Raw genomic sequence first — 18168 nt, 5'->3', positions numbered from 1 at the left:
TTTCATTTGGGGATAAATGATGAAGTCTCTCGGGAATATCCGGCGTTCCTTTGCTCCGTGGACCGACCCTTCGGCAAAGCCTTACATTTCCTTCAAGAACGTCACGAAGAAGTTCGGCGATTTCGTCGCCGTCGACAATCTTTCGCTGGATATCTACAACCGTGAATTCTTCGCCCTGCTCGGCGCCTCCGGCTGCGGCAAGTCCACGTTGCTGCGCATGCTGGCGGGCTTCGAGGAGCCAACGACGGGCGAGATCATCCTCGACGGCCAGAGCCTTGCCGGCACGCCGCCCTATCGCCGTCCCGTCAACATGATGTTCCAGTCCTATGCGCTCTTCCCGCATATGAGTGTCGAAAAGAACATTGCCTTCGGGCTGCGCCAGGACGGTATGCCGAAGGCGGAGATTGCCGAGCGCGTCGCGCAGATGCTGAAGCTGGTCAAGCTGGAGCAATTCGCCAAGCGCAAGCCGCATCAGCTTTCCGGCGGCCAGCGTCAGCGCGTGGCGCTTGCCCGCTCGCTTGCCAAGCGCCCGAAGGTGCTGCTGCTCGACGAGCCGCTTGGCGCGCTCGACAAGAAGCTGCGCGAGGAAACCCAGTTCGAGCTGATGGACCTGCAGCAGAGCCTCGGCCTCACCTTCGTCGTCGTCACCCACGACCAGGAAGAGGCGATGACCATGGCCGACCGCATCGCCGTAATGAGCCATGGCAAGGTGGCGCAGATAGCGACGCCCGCGGAAATCTATGAGGCTCCCAATTCGCGCTTCGTCGCCGACTTCATCGGCGATGTGAATATTCTCGAGGGTAATGTCACCTCGGTCCGTTCGGGGATCATAGAGATCTCCATCGATCCCGCCATCATGCTGCGCATCGCATCCAGCGACACGCCGGTGGAGGGGAGCCGCGCCAGTCTCGCCATTCGGCCGGAGAAACTCAGGATCACCCCGCGTCCGCCGGCCAATGCCTCGGTCAACGCCGCCGAGGGCGAGATCTGGGATATCGCCTATCTCGGCGACATGACCGTCTTTCACGTCAAGCTGAAGAACGGCCAGGTGGTCAAGGCCTCGTCGCTGAACGCGGTCCGCGCGGTGGAAGAGCCTTTCGCCTACGACCAGAATGTCTGGGTTTCCTTCGACGAAAACGCCGGCGTACTGCTGAAGGATTGATGATGAAAACGCTAGGTTCCTCCCTCTACCAGCGCCTTGTCATCATCATCCCCTATGTCTGGTTGCTGCTCTTCTTCCTCGTGCCGTTCCTGATCGTCTTCCGCATCTCGCTGTCGACGAAGGCGCTTTCCATCCCGCCCTATGATCCGTCCTTCAACTGGTCGGACAGTTTCGGCGACTGGTGGGACAAGCTGCAGACCATGTCGTTCGACAACTACACATGGTTGGCAGGCGACCCGCTTTACATGAACGCCTATATTGGCAGCCTGAAGATCGCCGGCATCTCGACGCTGCTGACGCTGCTCATTGCCTATCCGATCGCCTACGGCATGGCGCAGGCGCCGCGCACCATCCGTCCGACACTGCTGATGTTGGTCATCCTGCCGTTCTGGACGAGCTTTCTGATCCGCGTCTATTCCTGGATGTCGATCCTCAGCACCACCGGTCTCTTGAACCAGCTGCTGATGGGGCTCGGTATCATCCACGAGCCGCTGGTGATCCTCAACACGAACACTGCCGTCTATATCGGCATGGTCTATTCCTACCTACCCTTCATGGTGCTGCCGCTCTATTCCGCGCTGGAGAAGATGGATGGCACGCTGATCGAGGCGGCGCAGGATCTCGGCTGCACGGCGATCGGCGCTTTCTGGCGCGTCACGTTCCCGCTGTCGATCCCCGGCGTGATCGCCGGCTGCATGCTGGTCTTCATTCCGGCCGTCGGCGAATTCGTGATCCCGGATCTGCTCGGCGGTTCTGAAACGCTGATGATCGGCAAGGTGCTGTGGAGTGAGTTCTACGGCAACACCGACTGGCCGCTGGCCTCCGCCGTAGCGACGATCTTGCTGCTTGTGCTGGTGGTGCCCATCGTCTTCTTCCAGCATTTCCAGGCGAAAGCCGAAGAGAGAGGGAGATAGGCCATGACCCGCTGGTCCCGTTTCAACATCGTCTCGGTCACGCTCGGCCTGGCGTTCCTCTACCTGCCGATCCTATTGCTGGTCATCTATTCCTTCAACGCCTCGCGCCTGGTCACGGTCTGGGGCGGCTTCTCGACGCAATGGTATGTGCATCTCTTCAGCAACGATACCATGCTGAATGCCGCCTGGCTGACGGTGCGTATCGCGCTCCTGTCGGCGACGGTCGCCACCGTGCTCGGCACGCTGGCGGCGCTGACGCTAGTGCGCTACACGCGCTTTCGCGGTCGCATCCTGTTTTCCGGTATGATCTACGCGCCGTTGGTCATGCCTGATGTCATCACCGGCCTGTCGCTGTTGCTGTTCTTCGTCACTGCTGGCATCGACCGTGGTTTCTGGACGATCGTCTTGGCGCATACGACGCTGACCATGTGCTTCGTCGCCGTCGTCGTGCAATCCAGGCTTCTGACCTTCGACCGTTCGATCGAGGAGGCGGCGCTGGATCTTGGTGCGCCGCCGCTGCGCACCTTCTTCGAGATCACATTGCCGATCATTGCGCCGGCAGTGTTTTCCGGTTGGGTGCTGGCGCTGACGCTGTCGCTCGATGATCTGGTGATCGCCACCTTTGCCTCGGGCGCCGGCGCCAAGACCTTGCCGATGCTGATCTACAGTCAGGTCAAGCTTGGCGTGACCCCCGAAATCAATGCGATCTGCACCATCCTGGTCGGCGTCGTCGCCATCGGCGTCATCTGCGCTTCCATCGCCACCAAGCGCCGCGAGGTGCAGCGGCAGAGGGACGAGCACGCTGCGGCGGCTGGCTGAGGGCTTTATTGCTGCGGCTGGTCGGGCTTCTGCAGCAGTGTCGTCACAGGCGAGATCACCGGGTCCGGCCAGGTGCCGCCGATGAAGAAGGGCAGCATCGGCAGGTCCGACGTGTCGGCGGGGCTGCTCGCCTCTATGGCGCCTGAAAGCGCCAGCCCGTTGCTGCGGAAGGGAACGACGCCGTTCAGCGTCACCGTCTCGTTGCGCCCTGTGATCTTGGCGCTGTGAACCTCGGCCGATCCCTTGGCGAAGCTTGCATCGACATTGAGACTGTCGAAATCGAAGGCCGTGTCGGCAATATCACTCATCCGGAAGAAAGTCTTGTCGGCGGCAAGCGCGCGGAAGGCGGAGATGTTGAATTGCCGGAAGGAGCCCGCTTGCGCGGAAAAACTCATCTTGCCGGCGACATCACCGAGATTGGCGGCCCAGATCGGCTTCGACGTGCTGAGCGCGAGATCCAGCGATCCCGTAGTCATCGGCAGCGGACCAACGAGCTTAAGACGAGAGAAAAGTCCGCCGAAATCGGCGTTGCGGATGGATATCTGCAATTTGCCGCCACCATCGAAGTCGCCTTGCGTGACCTCCAGATGCGCGGTCAGATCCCCGCCCTCGAAGCCACTGTCGCCGATGTCGAATTTCGCCTTGCCACCGGCCACCAGTAGGCTGGCGCCGATATTGTCGAACTGGAAGGGACCGAGCCAGGCCTTGTTCGACGAGAGCCGCATATCCAGGTCGAGGCGCTGCAACGGGTTGCCGTTGAGCAGCGCGTCGATGGCGGTATCGGCCGCCAGCCGCATGGAGAATGCCGTCAGGAACGGATTGAGATTCATCTGGTCGAAGGCGAGCGTGCCGGAAATCTTTGGCTTGCCGGCTGCCGTGTAGTTGAGGTCCATGACGCCGGACGCGGCGGAATCATTGACCTTGAAGTTCAGATTGTTGAAACGCAGGCCATTCTGGATCGCGACGATATCGGCGTTGAGCGAGACGTTCTGCAGCGTATTGGCAACCGGCAGATGCTCCCCGCTCCAGGCAAGGAATGACGGCACGTTCGGCACGCTCAGATCCAGATTTCCGGCGAGCGTCGAGAAATCGGAGATACTGCTGACGCCGGAATACGTCCAGCTGATCAGCGGCGAGGAGAAGCTCGTCCTTGCATCCACGCTCTTGCCGGCAAACAGCAGCAGCGGCTGGGTGGAATTGAAATCAATCTTGACGTCCTGGCCGTTGAGCCGCGCCAGGATGACGGCCGTCATCGGACGCGACAGCCGTGGCCAGGTAATGTCCGCATTAATGCCGTTCATCTTGTAGATGTTGCCGGTGCGCTCATCGGCCATCTCCACAGTGCCGTCCTCGATGGTCAGGGTGCCGATATCCGCATCCTGCTCCCGCCGCATCGGCATGCCCTGGTTGGCGGATGTTTCCACCCGCTCGATCGCCTTGGACAGCAGTCCTTCGTTCGTCCAGTCGATCAGGCCGGTCTCGTCGCGGCGGATATAGATCGTCGGCCGCAGGAAATGGAACTCATGGAAATGCGCGCGTCCACGCAGCGCTGCAAACAGCGAGAAGTCCGCCGAGAGGCTGTCGATATGGCCGAGCACCTTGCCGTTCTTCGTTGGCTCGCGGATGTTGACCTGATTGAGTGTCACGCGCGGCGTCGGCCAGAATTCCAGGGTCGGGTCCCCCTCGATCTGAGCGCGATATCCGGTCCAGTCCGACAGCGCTTTCTCGATGCCGGAGCGCACCAGCCCGCTGGAGATCAGGAACGGGGCGGTCGCCCTGAAGACGGCGAAGACGATGAGGATGGTCAAGAGCACGATGCCGGAAGTGCGCGCGACAGTCGGCAGCCAGCGCGAGGCCGATCGCATCGTCAATCGCCACTTCCTATTCCTCGACGTGCTCATGATCTCACGGAGACTTTCATACTCATAGCGCTGATATGCCTGTGTTTGCCGGATATAGGAAATGATCGGCGGATGCAAACGTTGTACAGCGGGAGGACCGGCGACTCTGTGACTTTATAATGCGCTGCAGCATGGTATATAAGCCGAAAGTAGGGGGAGATCATATGCAAGACATTCAACCGCTCTGGACCCCGTCGGACGAGTTTCGCCGACACAGCCCGATGTTTGCCTTCATGCAGGAATGCAACCGGAGCTTCGGCTTGTCGCTCTCCGATTTCGGCAGCCTGCACGCCTGGTCGATCACCGAGCGTGAGACCTTCTGGACAGCAGTGTGGGATTTCTGTGGCATCAAGGGAAAACGCGGCGAAAGGGCGCTGATCAATGGCGATCAGATGCTGGAGGCGCGTTTCTTTCCCGACGCCGAACTGAACTTCGCCGAGAATCTGCTGTCGAACAGCGGCGAGGGCGATGCCTTGGTCTTCTGGGGGGAGGACAAGGTGCGCGATCGCTGGTCCTGGGATCGGCTTTCGGCCACGGTGTCACGCCTGCAACAGGCCTATATCGCCCTTGGTATAGGGAAGGGTGACCGTGTCGCCGCGATGATGCCGAACATGCCGGAAACCATTGCCTGCATGCTGGCCGCCGCCTCGATCGGTGCCATCTGGTCCTCCTGTTCCCCCGATTTCGGCGAGCAGGGCGTGCTTGACCGCTTTGGCCAGATCGAACCGAAACTCTTCATTGCCTGCGCAGGCTATTGGTATGGCGGCAAATTGCAGGATGTGACGACAAAGGTTGGCGCCATCGCGCAGCGCCTCGGCGCTCCCTCGGTTATCGTGCCATACGCCGGCGATGCCGATGCGGTCGCAGCGGCGACCCCAGGTGCAAAGACGCTGTCCGCCTTCATCGCGCCCTTCGAAGCAAAGGCCATCGAATTTGCGCCCCTGCCATTTGCGCATCCGCTGTTCATCCTGTTTTCTTCGGGCACGACCGGCGTGCCGAAATGCATCGTTCATTCCACCGGCGGTGCGCTGTTGCAGCTCATCAAGGAGCATCGCCTGCATTGCGGCGTCGTTCCCGGCGAAAAAGTCTTCTATTTCACCACCTGCGGCTGGATGATGTGGAACTGGCTGGTAACGGGGCTTGCCGCCGGCGCCACCCTCTGCCTCTATGACGGCTCGCCCTTTGCGCCCGATGGCAACATTCTCTTCGATTATGCGCAGGAGGAGTGTTTCGCCGTATTCGGCACCTCGGCCAAATATATCGATGCGGTGCGCAAGAGCGGCCTGACGCCGAAGACCTCGCATGATCTCACCAGCCTGCGACTAATGACCTCCACCGGATCGCCGCTGTCGCCGGAAGGCTTCACCTTCGTCTATGAGGGCATCAAGGACGATATCCAGCTGGCCTCCATCTCAGGGGGCACCGACATCGTCTCCTGCTTCGTGCTCGGCAACCCCCTGCAGCCGGTCTGGCGCGGCGAGATCCAGGGAGCGGGCCTCGGTCTTGCCGTCGATGTCTGGAACGAGGATGGCCATCCGGTGCGCGGCGAAAAGGGCGAGCTGGTCTGCGCCAAGGCATTCCCCTCGATGCCGGTGATGTTCTGGAACGATCCCGACCGCGCCAAATACCATGCCGCCTATTTCGAGCGTTTCGACAATGTCTGGTGCCACGGTGATTTTGCCGAATGGACCGAGCATGGCGGCCTGATCATCCATGGCCGCTCGGACGCGACGCTGAACCCCGGCGGCGTGCGTATCGGCACGGCGGAGATCTACAATCAGGTCGAGCAGATGCCCGAGGTTCTGGAAGCGCTCTGTATCGGCCAGGATTGGGATGACGACGTGCGCGTCGTGCTCTTCGTGCGCCTGGCAGCGGGTGCCGCTCTGACGGAGGACCTCGTCAAGGCGATGAAGACCCGCATCCGCACCGGCGCTTCGCCGCGGCATGTGCCGGCTAAGATCATCGCGGTCACGGACATCCCGCGCACCAAATCCGGCAAGATCGTCGAGCTTGCCGTCCGCGATGTCGTTCATGGCCGGACAGTGAAGAACAAGGAAGCGCTCGCCAATCCGGAAGCGCTGGATCTCTTTGCAGGGCTGGAGGAGCTTAAGAGCTGATCGCTCCCCTAAAACTCACGGGCGAACGATCACCTCGGAATGGTAACCCGGCGTTAAGAGAGGTTGGTCAAAGGTAAATCCAACTTGGGGCCGCTCGCATGAACTCGGAGCGGCTTGGAGCCGTGAGGCTCCCGTAACATGACGTTGATCGACTCGAGCTTTTGTTAGGCAGCATCAACTCCAAAGGCAGCACGATTCGCTGCCTTTTTTTCGTTCGCGCTGCACAAATACGCGCCCGCTCTGTACATTGCCGCGCCGACCAAGTATGTGCACGCTTGAAGAAGAGGCCTGCGACGTGCGGGCCACGATGATCCGTGCCTCCTGGCGCGTGAAGAATTCCGAAAGACAAGACATGACCGAATTCGAAGGCATCGTTCCTGCGATTGCCCAGGCTTTGGCAAAGCGTGGTTACGAAACGCTGACGCCGGTACAAAAGTCGATGCTCGATCCCGACCTTGCTGGCAAGGACGCGTTGGTTTCGGCCCAGACCGGCTCCGGCAAGACGGTTGCCTTCGGCCTGGCGCTGGCCCCGACCCTTTTGGACGGCGCCGAACGCTTCGGCCGCGCCGGCACGCCGCTGGCGCTGGCGATCGCGCCGACCCGCGAACTCGCACTGCAGGTCCAGCGCGAACTGGAATGGCTCTATGAGCTGACCGGCGCCACCATCGTCTCCTGCGTCGGCGGCATGGACATGCGGACCGAAAAGCGGGCGTTGGAGCGCGGCGCGCACATCGTCGTCGGCACGCCGGGCCGTCTTTGCGACCATATCCGCCGCAACTCGCTCGATATTTCCAAGCTGAAGGCGGTCGTGCTGGACGAGGCTGACGAGATGCTTGATCTCGGCTTCCGTGAGGATCTCGAATTCATCCTCGAGACATCGCCGACCGAACGGCGGACGCTGATGTTCTCGGCGACCGTGCCGCGTTCGATCGCCAAGCTTGCCGAAAACTACCAGCGTGATGCCGTCCGCATTGCCAGCGCCACAGAAGCCAAGCAACATGTCGATATCGACTATCGCGCGCTGACGGTCGTGCCGAGCGACAGGGAAAACGCCATCATCAACGTTCTGCGCTATTACGAAGCGCAGAACGCGATCGTCTTCTGCTCGACTCGCGCCGCGGTCAACCATCTGACGGCACGCTTCAACAATCGCGGTTTCTCCGTCGTTGCCCTCTCCGGCGAGCTTAGCCAGAGCGAGCGTACGCATGCGCTCCAGGCCATGCGCGATGGTCGCGCCCGCGTCTGCATCGCCACCGACGTCGCCGCCCGCGGCATCGACTTGCCGGGCCTCGATCTGGTGATCCACGCTGACATACCGACCAATCCGGAAACGCTGCTGCATCGCAGCGGTCGCACCGGTCGTGCTGGTCGCAAGGGCGTCAGCGCCCTGATCGTGCCGCTCAGCGGCCGTCGCCGCACGGAACGCCTGCTGGAAGCCGCCCGCATTCGCGCCACCTGGGCAAAGCCGCCATCGGCCGATGAGGTCGGCCAGCGTGACGACGAGCGTCTTCTCGCCGATCCGATCTTCTCCGCGCCGTTGGGCGAGGACGAACAGTCGCTGGTGCAGCAGCTGTTGCGGACCCATGGCGCCGAACAGGTCGCCGCCGCTTTCCTGCGTCAATACCGCGCCGGTCATTCCGCGCCGGAAGACCTGCAGGATGTACCGGCCGAAGGCGAGCGCAAGAAGCCTCGCCGCGACGATTTTCCGGTCACGCGGTATGACGAAGCGCCCGCCGGCGCTGGCCGCAACGATTTCACCGATGGTGTCTGGGTATCGCTCTCGGTAGGCCGCAAGCAGAATGCCGAGCCGCGCTGGCTGATCCCGATGCTGTGCCGCAACGGCAACCTCACCAAGCGCGACATCGGCGCGATCAAGATGCAGCCGGAAGAAACCTTCGTCGAGTTCTCCGCCGAAGGCGCCGAGCGCTTCCTGACAGCCATCGGCCCGGACAAGACCCTGGAGCGCGGAATCCGCGTCAAGCCGCTCGACGGCATCCCTGATTTTTCGCAGGCCAAGCGCGAGGGAGGCTACGGCAAAAAGCCCTTCGCCGAGAAGAGCGCTCGCCCATACGACGACAGCAAGCCGAAATGGAAATCCGACCGCAAGCCGGAACGGGCACAGGCCGGCGAGGGCGCTTCCGACAAGAAGCCCTGGGCGAAGAAGCCGGGCAAGCCGAACTTCGCCAAGAGCGATGCGGGTTCGCCGGCCGGCAAGCCGAATTCGCGGGCCAAGCGCAAGGCTGAGAAAGCTCGCGGCGAATAGTCTCGAACTGCTGAGCTCGCTGAGAGTGCAGCACCCCTCTGCCACTTCGTGACATCTCCCCCACAAGGGGGGGAGATCGTTGGGAGCCTGCCGAGGCTCTTGCGAGAGCAATAGGTTCAATCCCAGCAGATGCGATATTTGTTTTGTGAGAGAGTGTGCCACGCGTTCCCAATCTCCCCCCTCGTGGGGGAGATGTCAGCGTAGCTGACAGAGGGGGGTGACGCGGGCTCAATCGGCATTTGCCTCAGCCACGCCGAGCGGCTTCGATCGCCCCGACGTCGATTTTCTTCATGGTTAGCATCGCATCGAAAGCTCGTTTTGCTTGATCACCGCCTGCCGCCAGCGCTTCGGTCATCACGCGCGGTGTGATCTGCCAGGAGATGCCCCATTTGTCCTCGCACCAGCCACAAGCCTTTTCCCGGCCGCCATTGCCCACAATGGCGTTCCAGTAGCGGTCCGTCTCTTCCTGGTCGTCAGTTGCGATTTGAAATGAGAAGGCTTCGCTGTGCTTGATTGCGGGACCGCCATTGAGGCCTATGCAAGCAATGCCCGCAACGGTGAATTCAACAACCAGCACGTCTCCCTGCTTGCCCTCGGGATAGTTTCCGGGTGCACGAATGACGGCGCCCACTGCGCTGTCGGGAAAGGTCTTGGCGTAGAAGTGGGCGGCGGCCTCGGCGTCTTTGTCATACCATACGCAGATTGTGTTCTTTGCCATTGGGTAATCCTCCTTTTGCTCCTGTGTCCCATTCCCTCCTGAAATGAAATAAGAGGCAAGCCGTCTTTCTCCAGCCTAACCAAGCTATTTTGCGCGCCTGAATGGTCGACGTGTCCGCTTCGGGCAGAAAATTGCCGTTGGTCGTATTTGCAGCAGCCGTCAGCTAATTTCACAGATCAAAAATCAATTCGCCAGCACGCGGGGGGACGGGAAGGTGACTTCCACCAGCGTCCCCTCGTTCGGCGAGGAATTGATCGCGAAGGTCGCGCGATTGGCGTCGACCATGGCTTTGGTCAGCGGCAAGCCGAGGCCGGTGCCATCTCCGCGTTTGCGGGAGTTGGTCGAGACCTGGCGGAAGGGCTTCATTGCCTGTTCCAGCTCCGAACGCGTCATGCCGACGCCGGTGTCGCGGATACGCATGACGACGCTGCCATTCCCCTCATAGGAGGTGGAAACCACGATCTGGCCGCCGGACGGCGTGAAGCGGATGGCGTTCGACAGGATATTCAGCGCGATCTGCTTGATCGAGCGCAGGTCGGCGACGACGTTCGGTACGGCTTGTGACAGCGCGGTGCGAATGATGACGCGCTGGCTGTTGGCCTGCGGCTGCACCAGCGACACGGCCTCGGCGATTGCCTCGTTGAGGCCGACGGAGGCAAATTCCAGGTCCATCTCACCGGCTTCGATCTTGGAAATATCCAGGAGATCGTTGACGATATCGAGCACATGCCGGCCGGAGCGTCCGATGTCGGTCGCGTACTCGACATAACGGGAATGGCCGATCGGCCCGAAGCGCTCGCCGGCCATCATGTCGGAGAAGCCGATGATGGCGTTGAGCGGCGTGCGGATTTCATGGCTGACGCGGGCGAGGAAATCCGTCTTGTGGGCATTGGCGGTTTCCGCCGCGCGCTTGGCGTTGCGCAGCTCTTCCTCGGTGCGCTTCCATTGCGTGATGTCGCGAATGACGGCGCAATAGCCGTTGGAGGAATTCAGTCGCCCCATGGTCATGAACAGCGGCACGAAGCCGCCCGATGCTTCACGGCCCATGACTTCGCGGCCATCGTTCAGCACGCTTGCCACGCCATGGCCTGAAAGCCCGCTGAGGTAGTCGAGCACGGCCTTCTGGCTCTCATGTGCAAACAGCATGACGAAGGGTTTGCCGCGGGTTTCCTGGTCGTCAAAATTGAAGAGGGCGCTCGCCGAGCGGTTCATCGAGCGGATGTCGCCATCCTGGCCGATGATGACGACGCCGTCCGTCGCCGTTTCCAGCGTCGACTGCAATTCCTCGATTTCGACCTGAAGCTTGGCAAGCTTTTCGATCATGCGCTCCGGCCGCGCTTCCTCGGGCACGGGCTCCGCCGGCGTCGAGACGTCACTCTTCTCGAGCGGCATCAGCGCCAGCATCAAGGCGGTGCCGTCTTCCCAGCGGATCGACTGCAGCCGTGCGGTGACCGGCACCAGCGTGTCGTCGGCGCGCACCACCATCATCGTGCCCGGCTGCTCGGTCTTGCCTTCGAGATCATGACGCTGCAACAGCGCATCGAGGCCGCCGACATGGTCGAGGTCCGCAAGGCTCTCATAGCCCGTCAGCCGCAGGAATTCCGGATTGCCATGGATCAGCCGGTCGCCGGCGTGGATGAGAATGGCAAGCGGCAGTTGATCGACGATCTCGTCCGACAGGCCATTGCGCATTTTCACGCGCGACGGAATGGCGGTGTTCAAGACGCCCAGCGGATCGAGATGCTCTTCCGGCTTGGATAGTTCTGCGTCGGGAGCAGCTTCTTCCACCGGCTGGTCTTCGGTTGCCCCAGACAGGATCTCGTCCGCCGCATTCGGCTTCGGAGAGGTATCGGCATCTTCTTCGGTCTGCGTGCCCTCTTCGGGCGTCTCGGTGCGCTTGCCGAAAGGTTCGAGCTGGCGGGCGATCTCGCGGAAGGCTGCCTGTTCGCTTAGCGACAGGCCGCCCGGCATCGCCGAACGGCGCTCGTGGAGCTGAATGATCTTGTCGGTTTCGCGGCGGTTCGGCGTCTCGGCAATCGTCAGCGCCGGCGGTTCTTCATTCGCGGGTGCGGGTTCATCCGCCGTCTCGGGAATAGTGTTCTCTTCTTCGGCAATATGCTCTTCCGCTGCGGACTGCAACGTTTCCTCGGCAATTGCCGGATCCGTCGCATCCGTCTCGGTCGCCGCTGGTTCTTCCGTAGCGTCCGGCGTCCGAGCGGACTGATCTTCCTCCGCGCCCAGCGTCAATCCGAGCTTCATCGGATCTTCGATGGCGTCGGAAAGGCGGACGACGCCAAAGCCTCTGAAGCCGTCGAAGTCGCGGCTGCGCGTATAGGTCGGCAAGGCGGCGAGGTCGACCGGCACGATCAGGCTGGTGTTTTCCACCGGCCAGTAGATCGTCCGGCCGGACCATGTGTCGCGCCGCGCGAGAAGCTCCGCGATCTTGCCATCGGGATCGAGATTGAAATGTGCGGCAACATCGGTAAAGGCCGTGCCGGTCACCTTGGCGGCATGCGGGCCGACGGCTTCGGCGAATTCTCGCGAAACCTCGCTGAAGCGGCCCTCGGCATCGATCTTCCAGACGAAACGGGTGGCGCGGCCGTTGCGCTTGAAGGTGAATTCTCCCGGTTGGCCGTCCGCGACTGCATCGTGTTCGGGAGCAGCCGGCTCGGGGCTGATTTCCTCATGCTCCACCGGACTTTCGACGACGGCTGGTGCAACCATGTCATCGGCTTCATCTGTCAGTTCGTCGACATACGCAGCCGCGTCGATCTGTTCCTCGCTCGCGCCATCCATGGTCGCCAGTTGGCCGAGATCTTCGCTCGCGGCATCGGATTGTACGGAGATCGCCTCACGGATGGCGGCGTCGTCTTCCGGTGTGTCTTCAACTTCCTCGATACCCGCCACGGCATCGAGAACGTCTGCGGAAGGAGAGGCGGCATTCGCGACAGGGGCGGTGTCGGGAGCGAATGTCGGCTCGACCACTGCGGCCTCAAGCTCGTTGCGGGCTTCTTCCGCCTCCGGCTCGACCTTGGTTATTGCCGCCGGCGGGGCGGGCGCGTCAGGGCTTTCGGTCGGATCAAGATGGCCGAGCACGGTCTCGACGACGAAGAGCAGGTGCAGGGCGGGGATTTCCGATAGCTTGCCGACGGCGGCGGGCAGATAGCCACGGCCGGTCGGGATCGGCCGCTTGATCAGCCGTTCCGGCAGCGCTCCAGCCATGGTCGTCAACATTTTCGCGGTGTGCGGCGTCACGCCAAGAGCCTCGAAACCGGTGGAGGCAGCGATGACGTCGCCGTCGCGGCCGATCACAGCCATATGCGTATCGGGATCATCGAAGCCGTCGATCATCCGCTTGGCGCTTTCGGCCGCGGCCATCGGCTTGACCGAGACCGGCGAGGAAAACAGGATCGCCTCTTCGCCCGCCTGGACGCGGATGATTTCGACAGCGGCGTTAACCACGGCACGCTGGAAACCGGAGGCCATGCGGATCAGGAAGGTGCGCTGGTCGCCGACGGCGCCAAGGCCGCGTGCCGTCGCTTCGATCTGGCGGAAAGAGACATCGCCGGCCTTAGGCCCCTGATCGAGAAAATCATAAATAATGTCATAGCCAAAGAGATTGGCCCCGGCGCCGTTGGCCCAGAGAACGCGATCCATGCCTGCCGAAAACATCACCATCGCCTCGCCGCGCGCAAAGCGTTCCCGAACGCGGGGGTGCACGGCGATGTCGATGAATGGATACTGGACTGCGGGCATGTTCCAACCTGCTTTGCGGGCGTGACCGCCTCTCTTGCTTTAACGCTTTATTAATACCGGCACCCCGGTTTCAGGTCCAGCGAACGACCAGTTTTTCGGCTGGCAGGGTTAACGCGTTGTGCGTCGCACAATTATGTTGCACTGCACAATAATCTATATTATATAAGCCTCACTCACATTCACGAAGGGCGCTCGGAGGAGGGCCCACACTAGGAGCGTTATCATGGCTACTGTAAAGAAAGACGACGTTTTTTCAACGGCTGCATTCGACCCTTCCAAGCTCTCCGAATCCTTCCGCGACTTCGCGGAAAAGGGCGCGGCCCAGTCCAAGGAAGCCTTCGCCAAGATGAAGACTGCCGCTGAAGAAGCCGGCAAGACCGTTGAAGCAACCGTGCAGACCGCCCAGGCTGGCTCCGTCGAGATCGGCCTCAAGGCCATCGACGCGCTGCGCACCAATGCCGAGAGCTCGCTGGCGCACATGGAAGCCCTGCTTCGTGTCAAGTCCGTTGCCGAACTCTTCGAACTGCAGACCTCCTTCATCCGCAAGCAGGCTGAAGTGACCGTCGAGCAGGCCAAATCCATTCAGGAAACCACCAAGCAGGTTGCCGAAAAGCTGGCAAAGCCGGCCAAGGACGCGGCTGAAAAGGCCATGTCCACCTTCAAGGCAGCCTAATCCCAAAATGCCTCCCAAGGCCAAGACGTCCCGTTTTCAGGTGAAAGCTCTGAAGGCGGGACGTTTCTGATTCAAGGGAAAGCGGCCCTCGTGCCTTCATCCGAAGGTGCTGTGCCTCAAGAACTGGGTATCAAGCCCAGCTTTTTCATATTGCGGGGAGATAGGACTTGAAATAATTTCAAAGTCCTCGTATGTCACCCCCGTTCGCGGCGACGCGAGCATGTGCGGTTGTAGCTCAGTTGGTTAGAGCGCAGGTTTGTGGCACCTGAGGTCGGAGGTTCGAGACCCCCCAACCGTACCATTTCCACTCTTTAGATAGATCAGACATCATAGCTCTCCCGGCTCGGGCCGTGGGCTATTTCTTGTCTTCGGGCTTCTTGACGACATGCCCCGGCGAGATCGGATCGCTGGCGGGAAAGGTTTCCTCGAGCGCCTCTTCGAGATAGTCGTCCTGCTCCTTGTGCTCTTTCTCGGCTTGCTTCGTTTTCTTTTTCTCAGCCATCATTTTCGCTCCTTGAGATCTCCCTAAGATACTAGGCCTTGGCTGCCCCTTGTCCAGTTTCGTTCGGCCTGCCTGCGGCATTTTTCCGGGAACCCTGCCTGCTCCCGACCGTTAGCCAGTATCAGCAACAAGACGGAAGGAACTGGCATGTCCGTGCCACACGAGCCGATTCCCGAGACACCACCGACGCCCGATCCAGGCTGGATACCCAAGCCGCCGATAGAGGAGCCGGATCCCGACAGATTGCCGGATGAAATTCCCGTTCCCAATCCCGATGAGAACGAGGAGCCGCCGAAGCATGCGTAGGGCCGGGGGCAGCGTTACAAAAACATCCGCCGTTCCTCGCTCACCAGCTCCTGCAGAAAGTCCGCGACAGTGCGCACCCGCACCAGATCGCGGGCGCTTTCGTGGTAGGTGGTCCAATAGGCGCGCTTGATCGAGATATCGGGCAGGATGCGGGTCAGTTCCGGGTATTGCCGGGCGATGTAGTCATGCAGGATGCCGATGCCGGCGCCGGAGCGCACGGCTTCGGTCTGGCCGATGGAGGTGGAGATTTCGAAGGACGCGTCCCAGCTGCGCATGATCTCACCGGAGAAGTTCAGCGAGGCGGTGAAGAGCAGGTCTTCGACATAGCCGATGCGCGGATGCAGCTTCAGCGCCTCGACGCTGTCGGGCAGGCCGGCCTTGTCGAGATAGGCTTTCGAGGCATAGAGGCCGAGCGTATAGTCCGTAAGCTTCGAGGAGACCAGCCGGCCCTGTTCCGGGCGCTCCAGCGTAATGGCGATATCGGCCTCGCGCTGCGACAGCGAGAAGGAGCGGGGGACGGGCACCAACTGAATGCGCAGTTCCGGATAGCGCGCGATCAGCCGCCCCAGGCGCGGCGCGAGGAAGGATACGCCGAAACCGTCCGGCGCGCCGATACGCACCGTGCCGGTAATGGCGCTGTCGAGATGACCGACACTCGCCTGCGCCCGCAGCATCTCGGTTTCCATGCGTTCGGCCGCGTGCAGGAAGATTTCGCCCTCGGCCGTCAGCTCGCAGCCATTGGTGCGGCGCACCAGCAGCCGCGTCTTCAGCCGTTCCTCCAGTGTCGTCACCCGCCGCGACAGGGTCGCATGGTTGACCCCAAGCCGCTTCGAGGCCGCCAGGATCTGCCCCGTACGGGCCACGGCGAGGAACATGCGGACGTCATCCCAATCCATATGCACACCCCGGACTTCAATTTTTGCACAACGGTTGCTTATAACAGCTCATTGATTTGTGCAAATTGAAGTGCGATCCTGCAGTCATCCAAGAAAACGAGGAGGCACACCCATGCATGAGATTGGTCATTTTATCGGCGGCAAGCACGTCGCCGGCACCAGCGGACGCACCGCCAACGTTTATAATCCGGCAACCGGCGAAGTCCAGTCGACGGTCGCGCTCGCCAGCGTCGAGGAAATCCGCGCCGCCGTCGAAAACGCCAAGGCAGCGCAGCCGAAGTGGGCGGCCACCAATCCACAGCGCCGCGCCCGCGTCTTCTTCAAGTTCGTCGAGCTTCTGAACAAGCACATGGACGAGCTGGCGACCATGCTCTCCAAGGAGCACGGCAAGACGGTTGAAGACTCCAAGGGCGATGTCATTCGCGGCCTGGAAGTCTGCGAATTCGTCTGCGGCATTCCGCACCTCGCCAAGGGTGAGTTCACCGAAGGCGCCGGCCCGGCGATCGACATGTATTCCATCCGCCAGCCGGTCGGTATCGGCGCCGGCATCACGCCGTTCAACTTCCCGGGCATGATCCCGATGTGGATGTTTGCGCCGGCTATCGCCTGCGGCAATGCCTTCATCCTGAAGCCGTCCGAGCGTGATCCCTCCCTGCCGATCCGCCTTGCCGAGCTGATGATCGAAGCCGGCCTGCCGGCGGGCATCCTTAACGTCGTCAACGGCGACAAGGCTGCGGTCGACGCCATCCTGACGGATCCGGATATCGGCGCCGTCTCCTTCGTCGGCTCGACGCCGATCGCCCGCTATGTCTATGGCACGGCGGCGGCGAACGGCAAGCGCGCTCAGTGCTTCGGCGGCGCCAAGAACCACATGATCATCATGCCGGACGCCGATCTGGACCAGGCCGTCAACGCCCTCATGGGTGCTGGCTATGGCTCGGCCGGTGAGCGCTGCATGGCGATCTCCGTCGCTGTTCCCGTCGGCGAAGACACGGCGAACCGCCTGGTCGAAAAGCTGATCCCGAAGATCGAATCGCTGCGCATCGGCCCCTATACCGACGACAAGGCCGACATGGGTCCGGTCATCACCAAGGATGCCTATAACCGTATCAATGGCCTGATCGATCGCGGTGTCGAAGAGGGCGCCAAGCTCCTCGTCGACGGTCGCGGCTTCAAGCTGCAGGGCTATGAGGACGGCTATTTCGTCGGCGGCAGCCTGTTCGATAACGTCACGGCGGACATGGATATCTACAAGGCCGAGATTTTCGGACCGGTTCTCTCGGTCGTCCGCGCCAAGAACTATGAAGACGCGCTCGAACTGCCGATGAAGCACGAATATGGCAACGGCGTTGCCATCTACACCCGTGACGGCGACGCAGCCCGCGATTTCGCCTCGCGCATCAACATCGGCATGATCGGCATCAACGTTCCGATCCCGGTTCCGCTCGCCTACCATTCCTTCGGCGGCTGGAAGGCCTCGAGCTTCGGCGACCTCAACCAGCACGGCACGGACTCGATCAAGTTCTGGACCCGCACCAAGACGATCACCGCTCGCTGGCCGTCCGGCATCAAGGATGGTGCTGAATTCGTCATGCCGACGATGAAGTGATCTTCGTCGTTCTTGCTTGAAATCCGCCGCCGCCCGATGTTGAGTTGGGCGGCGGTTTTTTGTTGCGGTTATTTCCCGCTCCGTCGTCTTGCCGGAGATCTTGTTTTGTATTAGAACAAAACAAGAACAATTGGAGGGCAGCACAATGCCTGCGACCTATCAGATCGACTATCTCGAATTCCCATCGACCGATGCGTTGAAGACCCGCCGTTTTTTCGCGGAGGCTTTCGACTGGAGCTTCGTCAGCTACGGGCCGACCTATCACGTCATCGAGGCGGCCGGGATCGACGCCGGGATTGATGGCGATGCCGGGGACGCCGCCGGCGCCCCGCTGCCGGTCGTGCGCGCGACCGATCTGGAAGCGGCGCAGCGTGCGGTCGAGCTTGCCGGCGGTGTGGTGACCCGCCCCGCCTTCGACTTTCCAGGCGGCCGACGCTTTCACTTCCGCGAGCCGGGCGGTTGCGAGATGGCGGTCTGGGTTTCGGTGCCGTGAGGCCGGCACGCTTCTATTCGGGCGCTTATAAATTGCGCC

General features: G+C 61.5%; 14 protein-coding genes and 1 tRNA gene. 10 read left to right on the top strand and 5 right to left on the bottom strand.

Translation table 11 applies throughout. The features are described from left to right. Nucleotides 1-19 precede the first annotated feature (19 nt). From PMI03_RS24885 to PMI03_RS24875, 3 genes are read left to right on the top strand one after another with little or no spacing between them, the layout of a single operon-like run. Nucleotides 20-1162 (top strand): ABC transporter ATP-binding protein, encoded by a 1143-nt coding sequence (locus PMI03_RS24885; RefSeq protein ID WP_007700075.1) that lies wholly within the window; start codon nt 20-22, stop codon nt 1160-1162. Between the two features lie 2 nt (nt 1163-1164). Then, a complete protein-coding gene (locus tag PMI03_RS24880) occupies nt 1165-2076 on the top strand; it encodes an ABC transporter permease subunit (RefSeq protein WP_007700072.1) in 912 nt (303 codons plus the stop codon). Between the two features lie 3 nt (nt 2077-2079). After that, nucleotides 2080-2895 (top strand): ABC transporter permease subunit, encoded by an 816-nt coding sequence (locus tag PMI03_RS24875; RefSeq protein WP_007700069.1) that lies wholly within the window; start codon nt 2080-2082, stop codon nt 2893-2895. Nucleotides 2896-2900: 5 nt separating this feature from the next. On the opposite strand, the gene PMI03_RS24870 is transcribed toward PMI03_RS24875, so the two are convergent. Next, nucleotides 2901-4796 (bottom strand): AsmA family protein, encoded by a 1896-nt coding sequence (locus PMI03_RS24870; protein WP_012650964.1) that lies wholly within the window; start codon nt 4794-4796, stop codon nt 2901-2903. A 164-nt stretch (nt 4797-4960) separates the two neighbouring features. On the opposite strand from PMI03_RS24870, the gene PMI03_RS24865 reads away from it, so the two are divergent. After that, complete coding sequence (locus PMI03_RS24865; protein ID WP_007700063.1) at nt 4961-6913, top strand: acetoacetate--CoA ligase; 1953 nt, start codon at nt 4961-4963, stop codon at nt 6911-6913. A gap of 352 nt (nt 6914-7265) precedes the next feature. Beyond that, nucleotides 7266-9176, top strand: a complete 1911-nt coding sequence (locus tag PMI03_RS24860; RefSeq protein WP_039974656.1) for a DEAD/DEAH box helicase — start codon at nt 7266-7268, stop codon at nt 9174-9176. 244 nt (nt 9177-9420) lie between these two features. Here PMI03_RS24860 and PMI03_RS24855 read toward each other — a convergent pair whose 3' ends face one another. Further along, the gene (locus PMI03_RS24855) at nt 9421-9894 is read right to left on the bottom strand and encodes a VOC family protein (protein ID WP_007700056.1); all 474 of its coding nucleotides are present in this window, start codon (nt 9892-9894) and stop codon (nt 9421-9423) included. Nucleotides 9895-10077: 183 nt separating this feature from the next. Next, nucleotides 10078-13650 (bottom strand): ATP-binding protein, encoded by a 3573-nt coding sequence (locus PMI03_RS24850; RefSeq protein WP_007700053.1) that lies wholly within the window; start codon nt 13648-13650, stop codon nt 10078-10080. Between the two features lie 223 nt (nt 13651-13873). Here PMI03_RS24850 and PMI03_RS24845 point away from each other — a divergent pair, with 223 nt between their 5' ends. Both PMI03_RS24845 and PMI03_RS24840 read left to right on the top strand, forming a co-directional pair. Then, nucleotides 13874-14323, top strand: a complete 450-nt coding sequence (locus PMI03_RS24845) for a phasin (RefSeq protein ID WP_007700051.1) — start codon at nt 13874-13876, stop codon at nt 14321-14323. Nucleotides 14324-14547: 224 nt separating this feature from the next. After that, a tRNA-His gene (locus PMI03_RS24840) sits at nt 14548-14624 on the top strand. A 54-nt stretch (nt 14625-14678) separates the two neighbouring features. Here the strand turns inward: PMI03_RS24840 and PMI03_RS31895 are convergent. Beyond that, nucleotides 14679-14825, bottom strand: a complete 147-nt coding sequence (locus PMI03_RS31895) for a hypothetical protein (RefSeq protein ID WP_165586812.1) — start codon at nt 14823-14825, stop codon at nt 14679-14681. Between the two features lie 147 nt (nt 14826-14972). On the opposite strand from PMI03_RS31895, the gene PMI03_RS31380 reads away from it, so the two are divergent. After that, nucleotides 14973-15131, top strand: a complete 159-nt coding sequence (locus PMI03_RS31380) for a hypothetical protein (protein ID WP_007700037.1) — start codon at nt 14973-14975, stop codon at nt 15129-15131. A gap of 14 nt (nt 15132-15145) precedes the next feature. On the opposite strand, the gene PMI03_RS24835 is transcribed toward PMI03_RS31380, so the two are convergent. Beyond that, nucleotides 15146-16027 carry a LysR family transcriptional regulator gene (locus PMI03_RS24835; protein WP_012650969.1) on the bottom strand — a complete coding sequence of 294 codons (882 nt, stop codon included), beginning with the start codon at nt 16025-16027 and terminating at the stop codon, nt 15146-15148. Between the two features lie 112 nt (nt 16028-16139). On the opposite strand from PMI03_RS24835, the gene PMI03_RS24830 reads away from it, so the two are divergent. Next, nucleotides 16140-17636 carry a CoA-acylating methylmalonate-semialdehyde dehydrogenase gene (locus PMI03_RS24830; RefSeq protein ID WP_007700032.1) on the top strand — a complete coding sequence of 499 codons (1497 nt, stop codon included), beginning with the start codon at nt 16140-16142 and terminating at the stop codon, nt 17634-17636. Between the two features lie 145 nt (nt 17637-17781). Beyond that, a complete protein-coding gene (locus tag PMI03_RS24825) occupies nt 17782-18129 on the top strand; it encodes a VOC family protein (protein WP_007700029.1) in 348 nt (115 codons plus the stop codon). Nucleotides 18130-18168: the final 39 nt, after the last annotated feature.

This window comes from Rhizobium sp. AP16 (genome assembly GCF_000281735.1).
GTDB classification, from domain to species: domain Bacteria; phylum Pseudomonadota; class Alphaproteobacteria; order Rhizobiales; family Rhizobiaceae; genus Rhizobium; species Rhizobium rhizogenes.
Note: the sequence above shows the minus strand (reverse complement) of the source record. Positions and strands in the feature narration are given on the sequence as shown.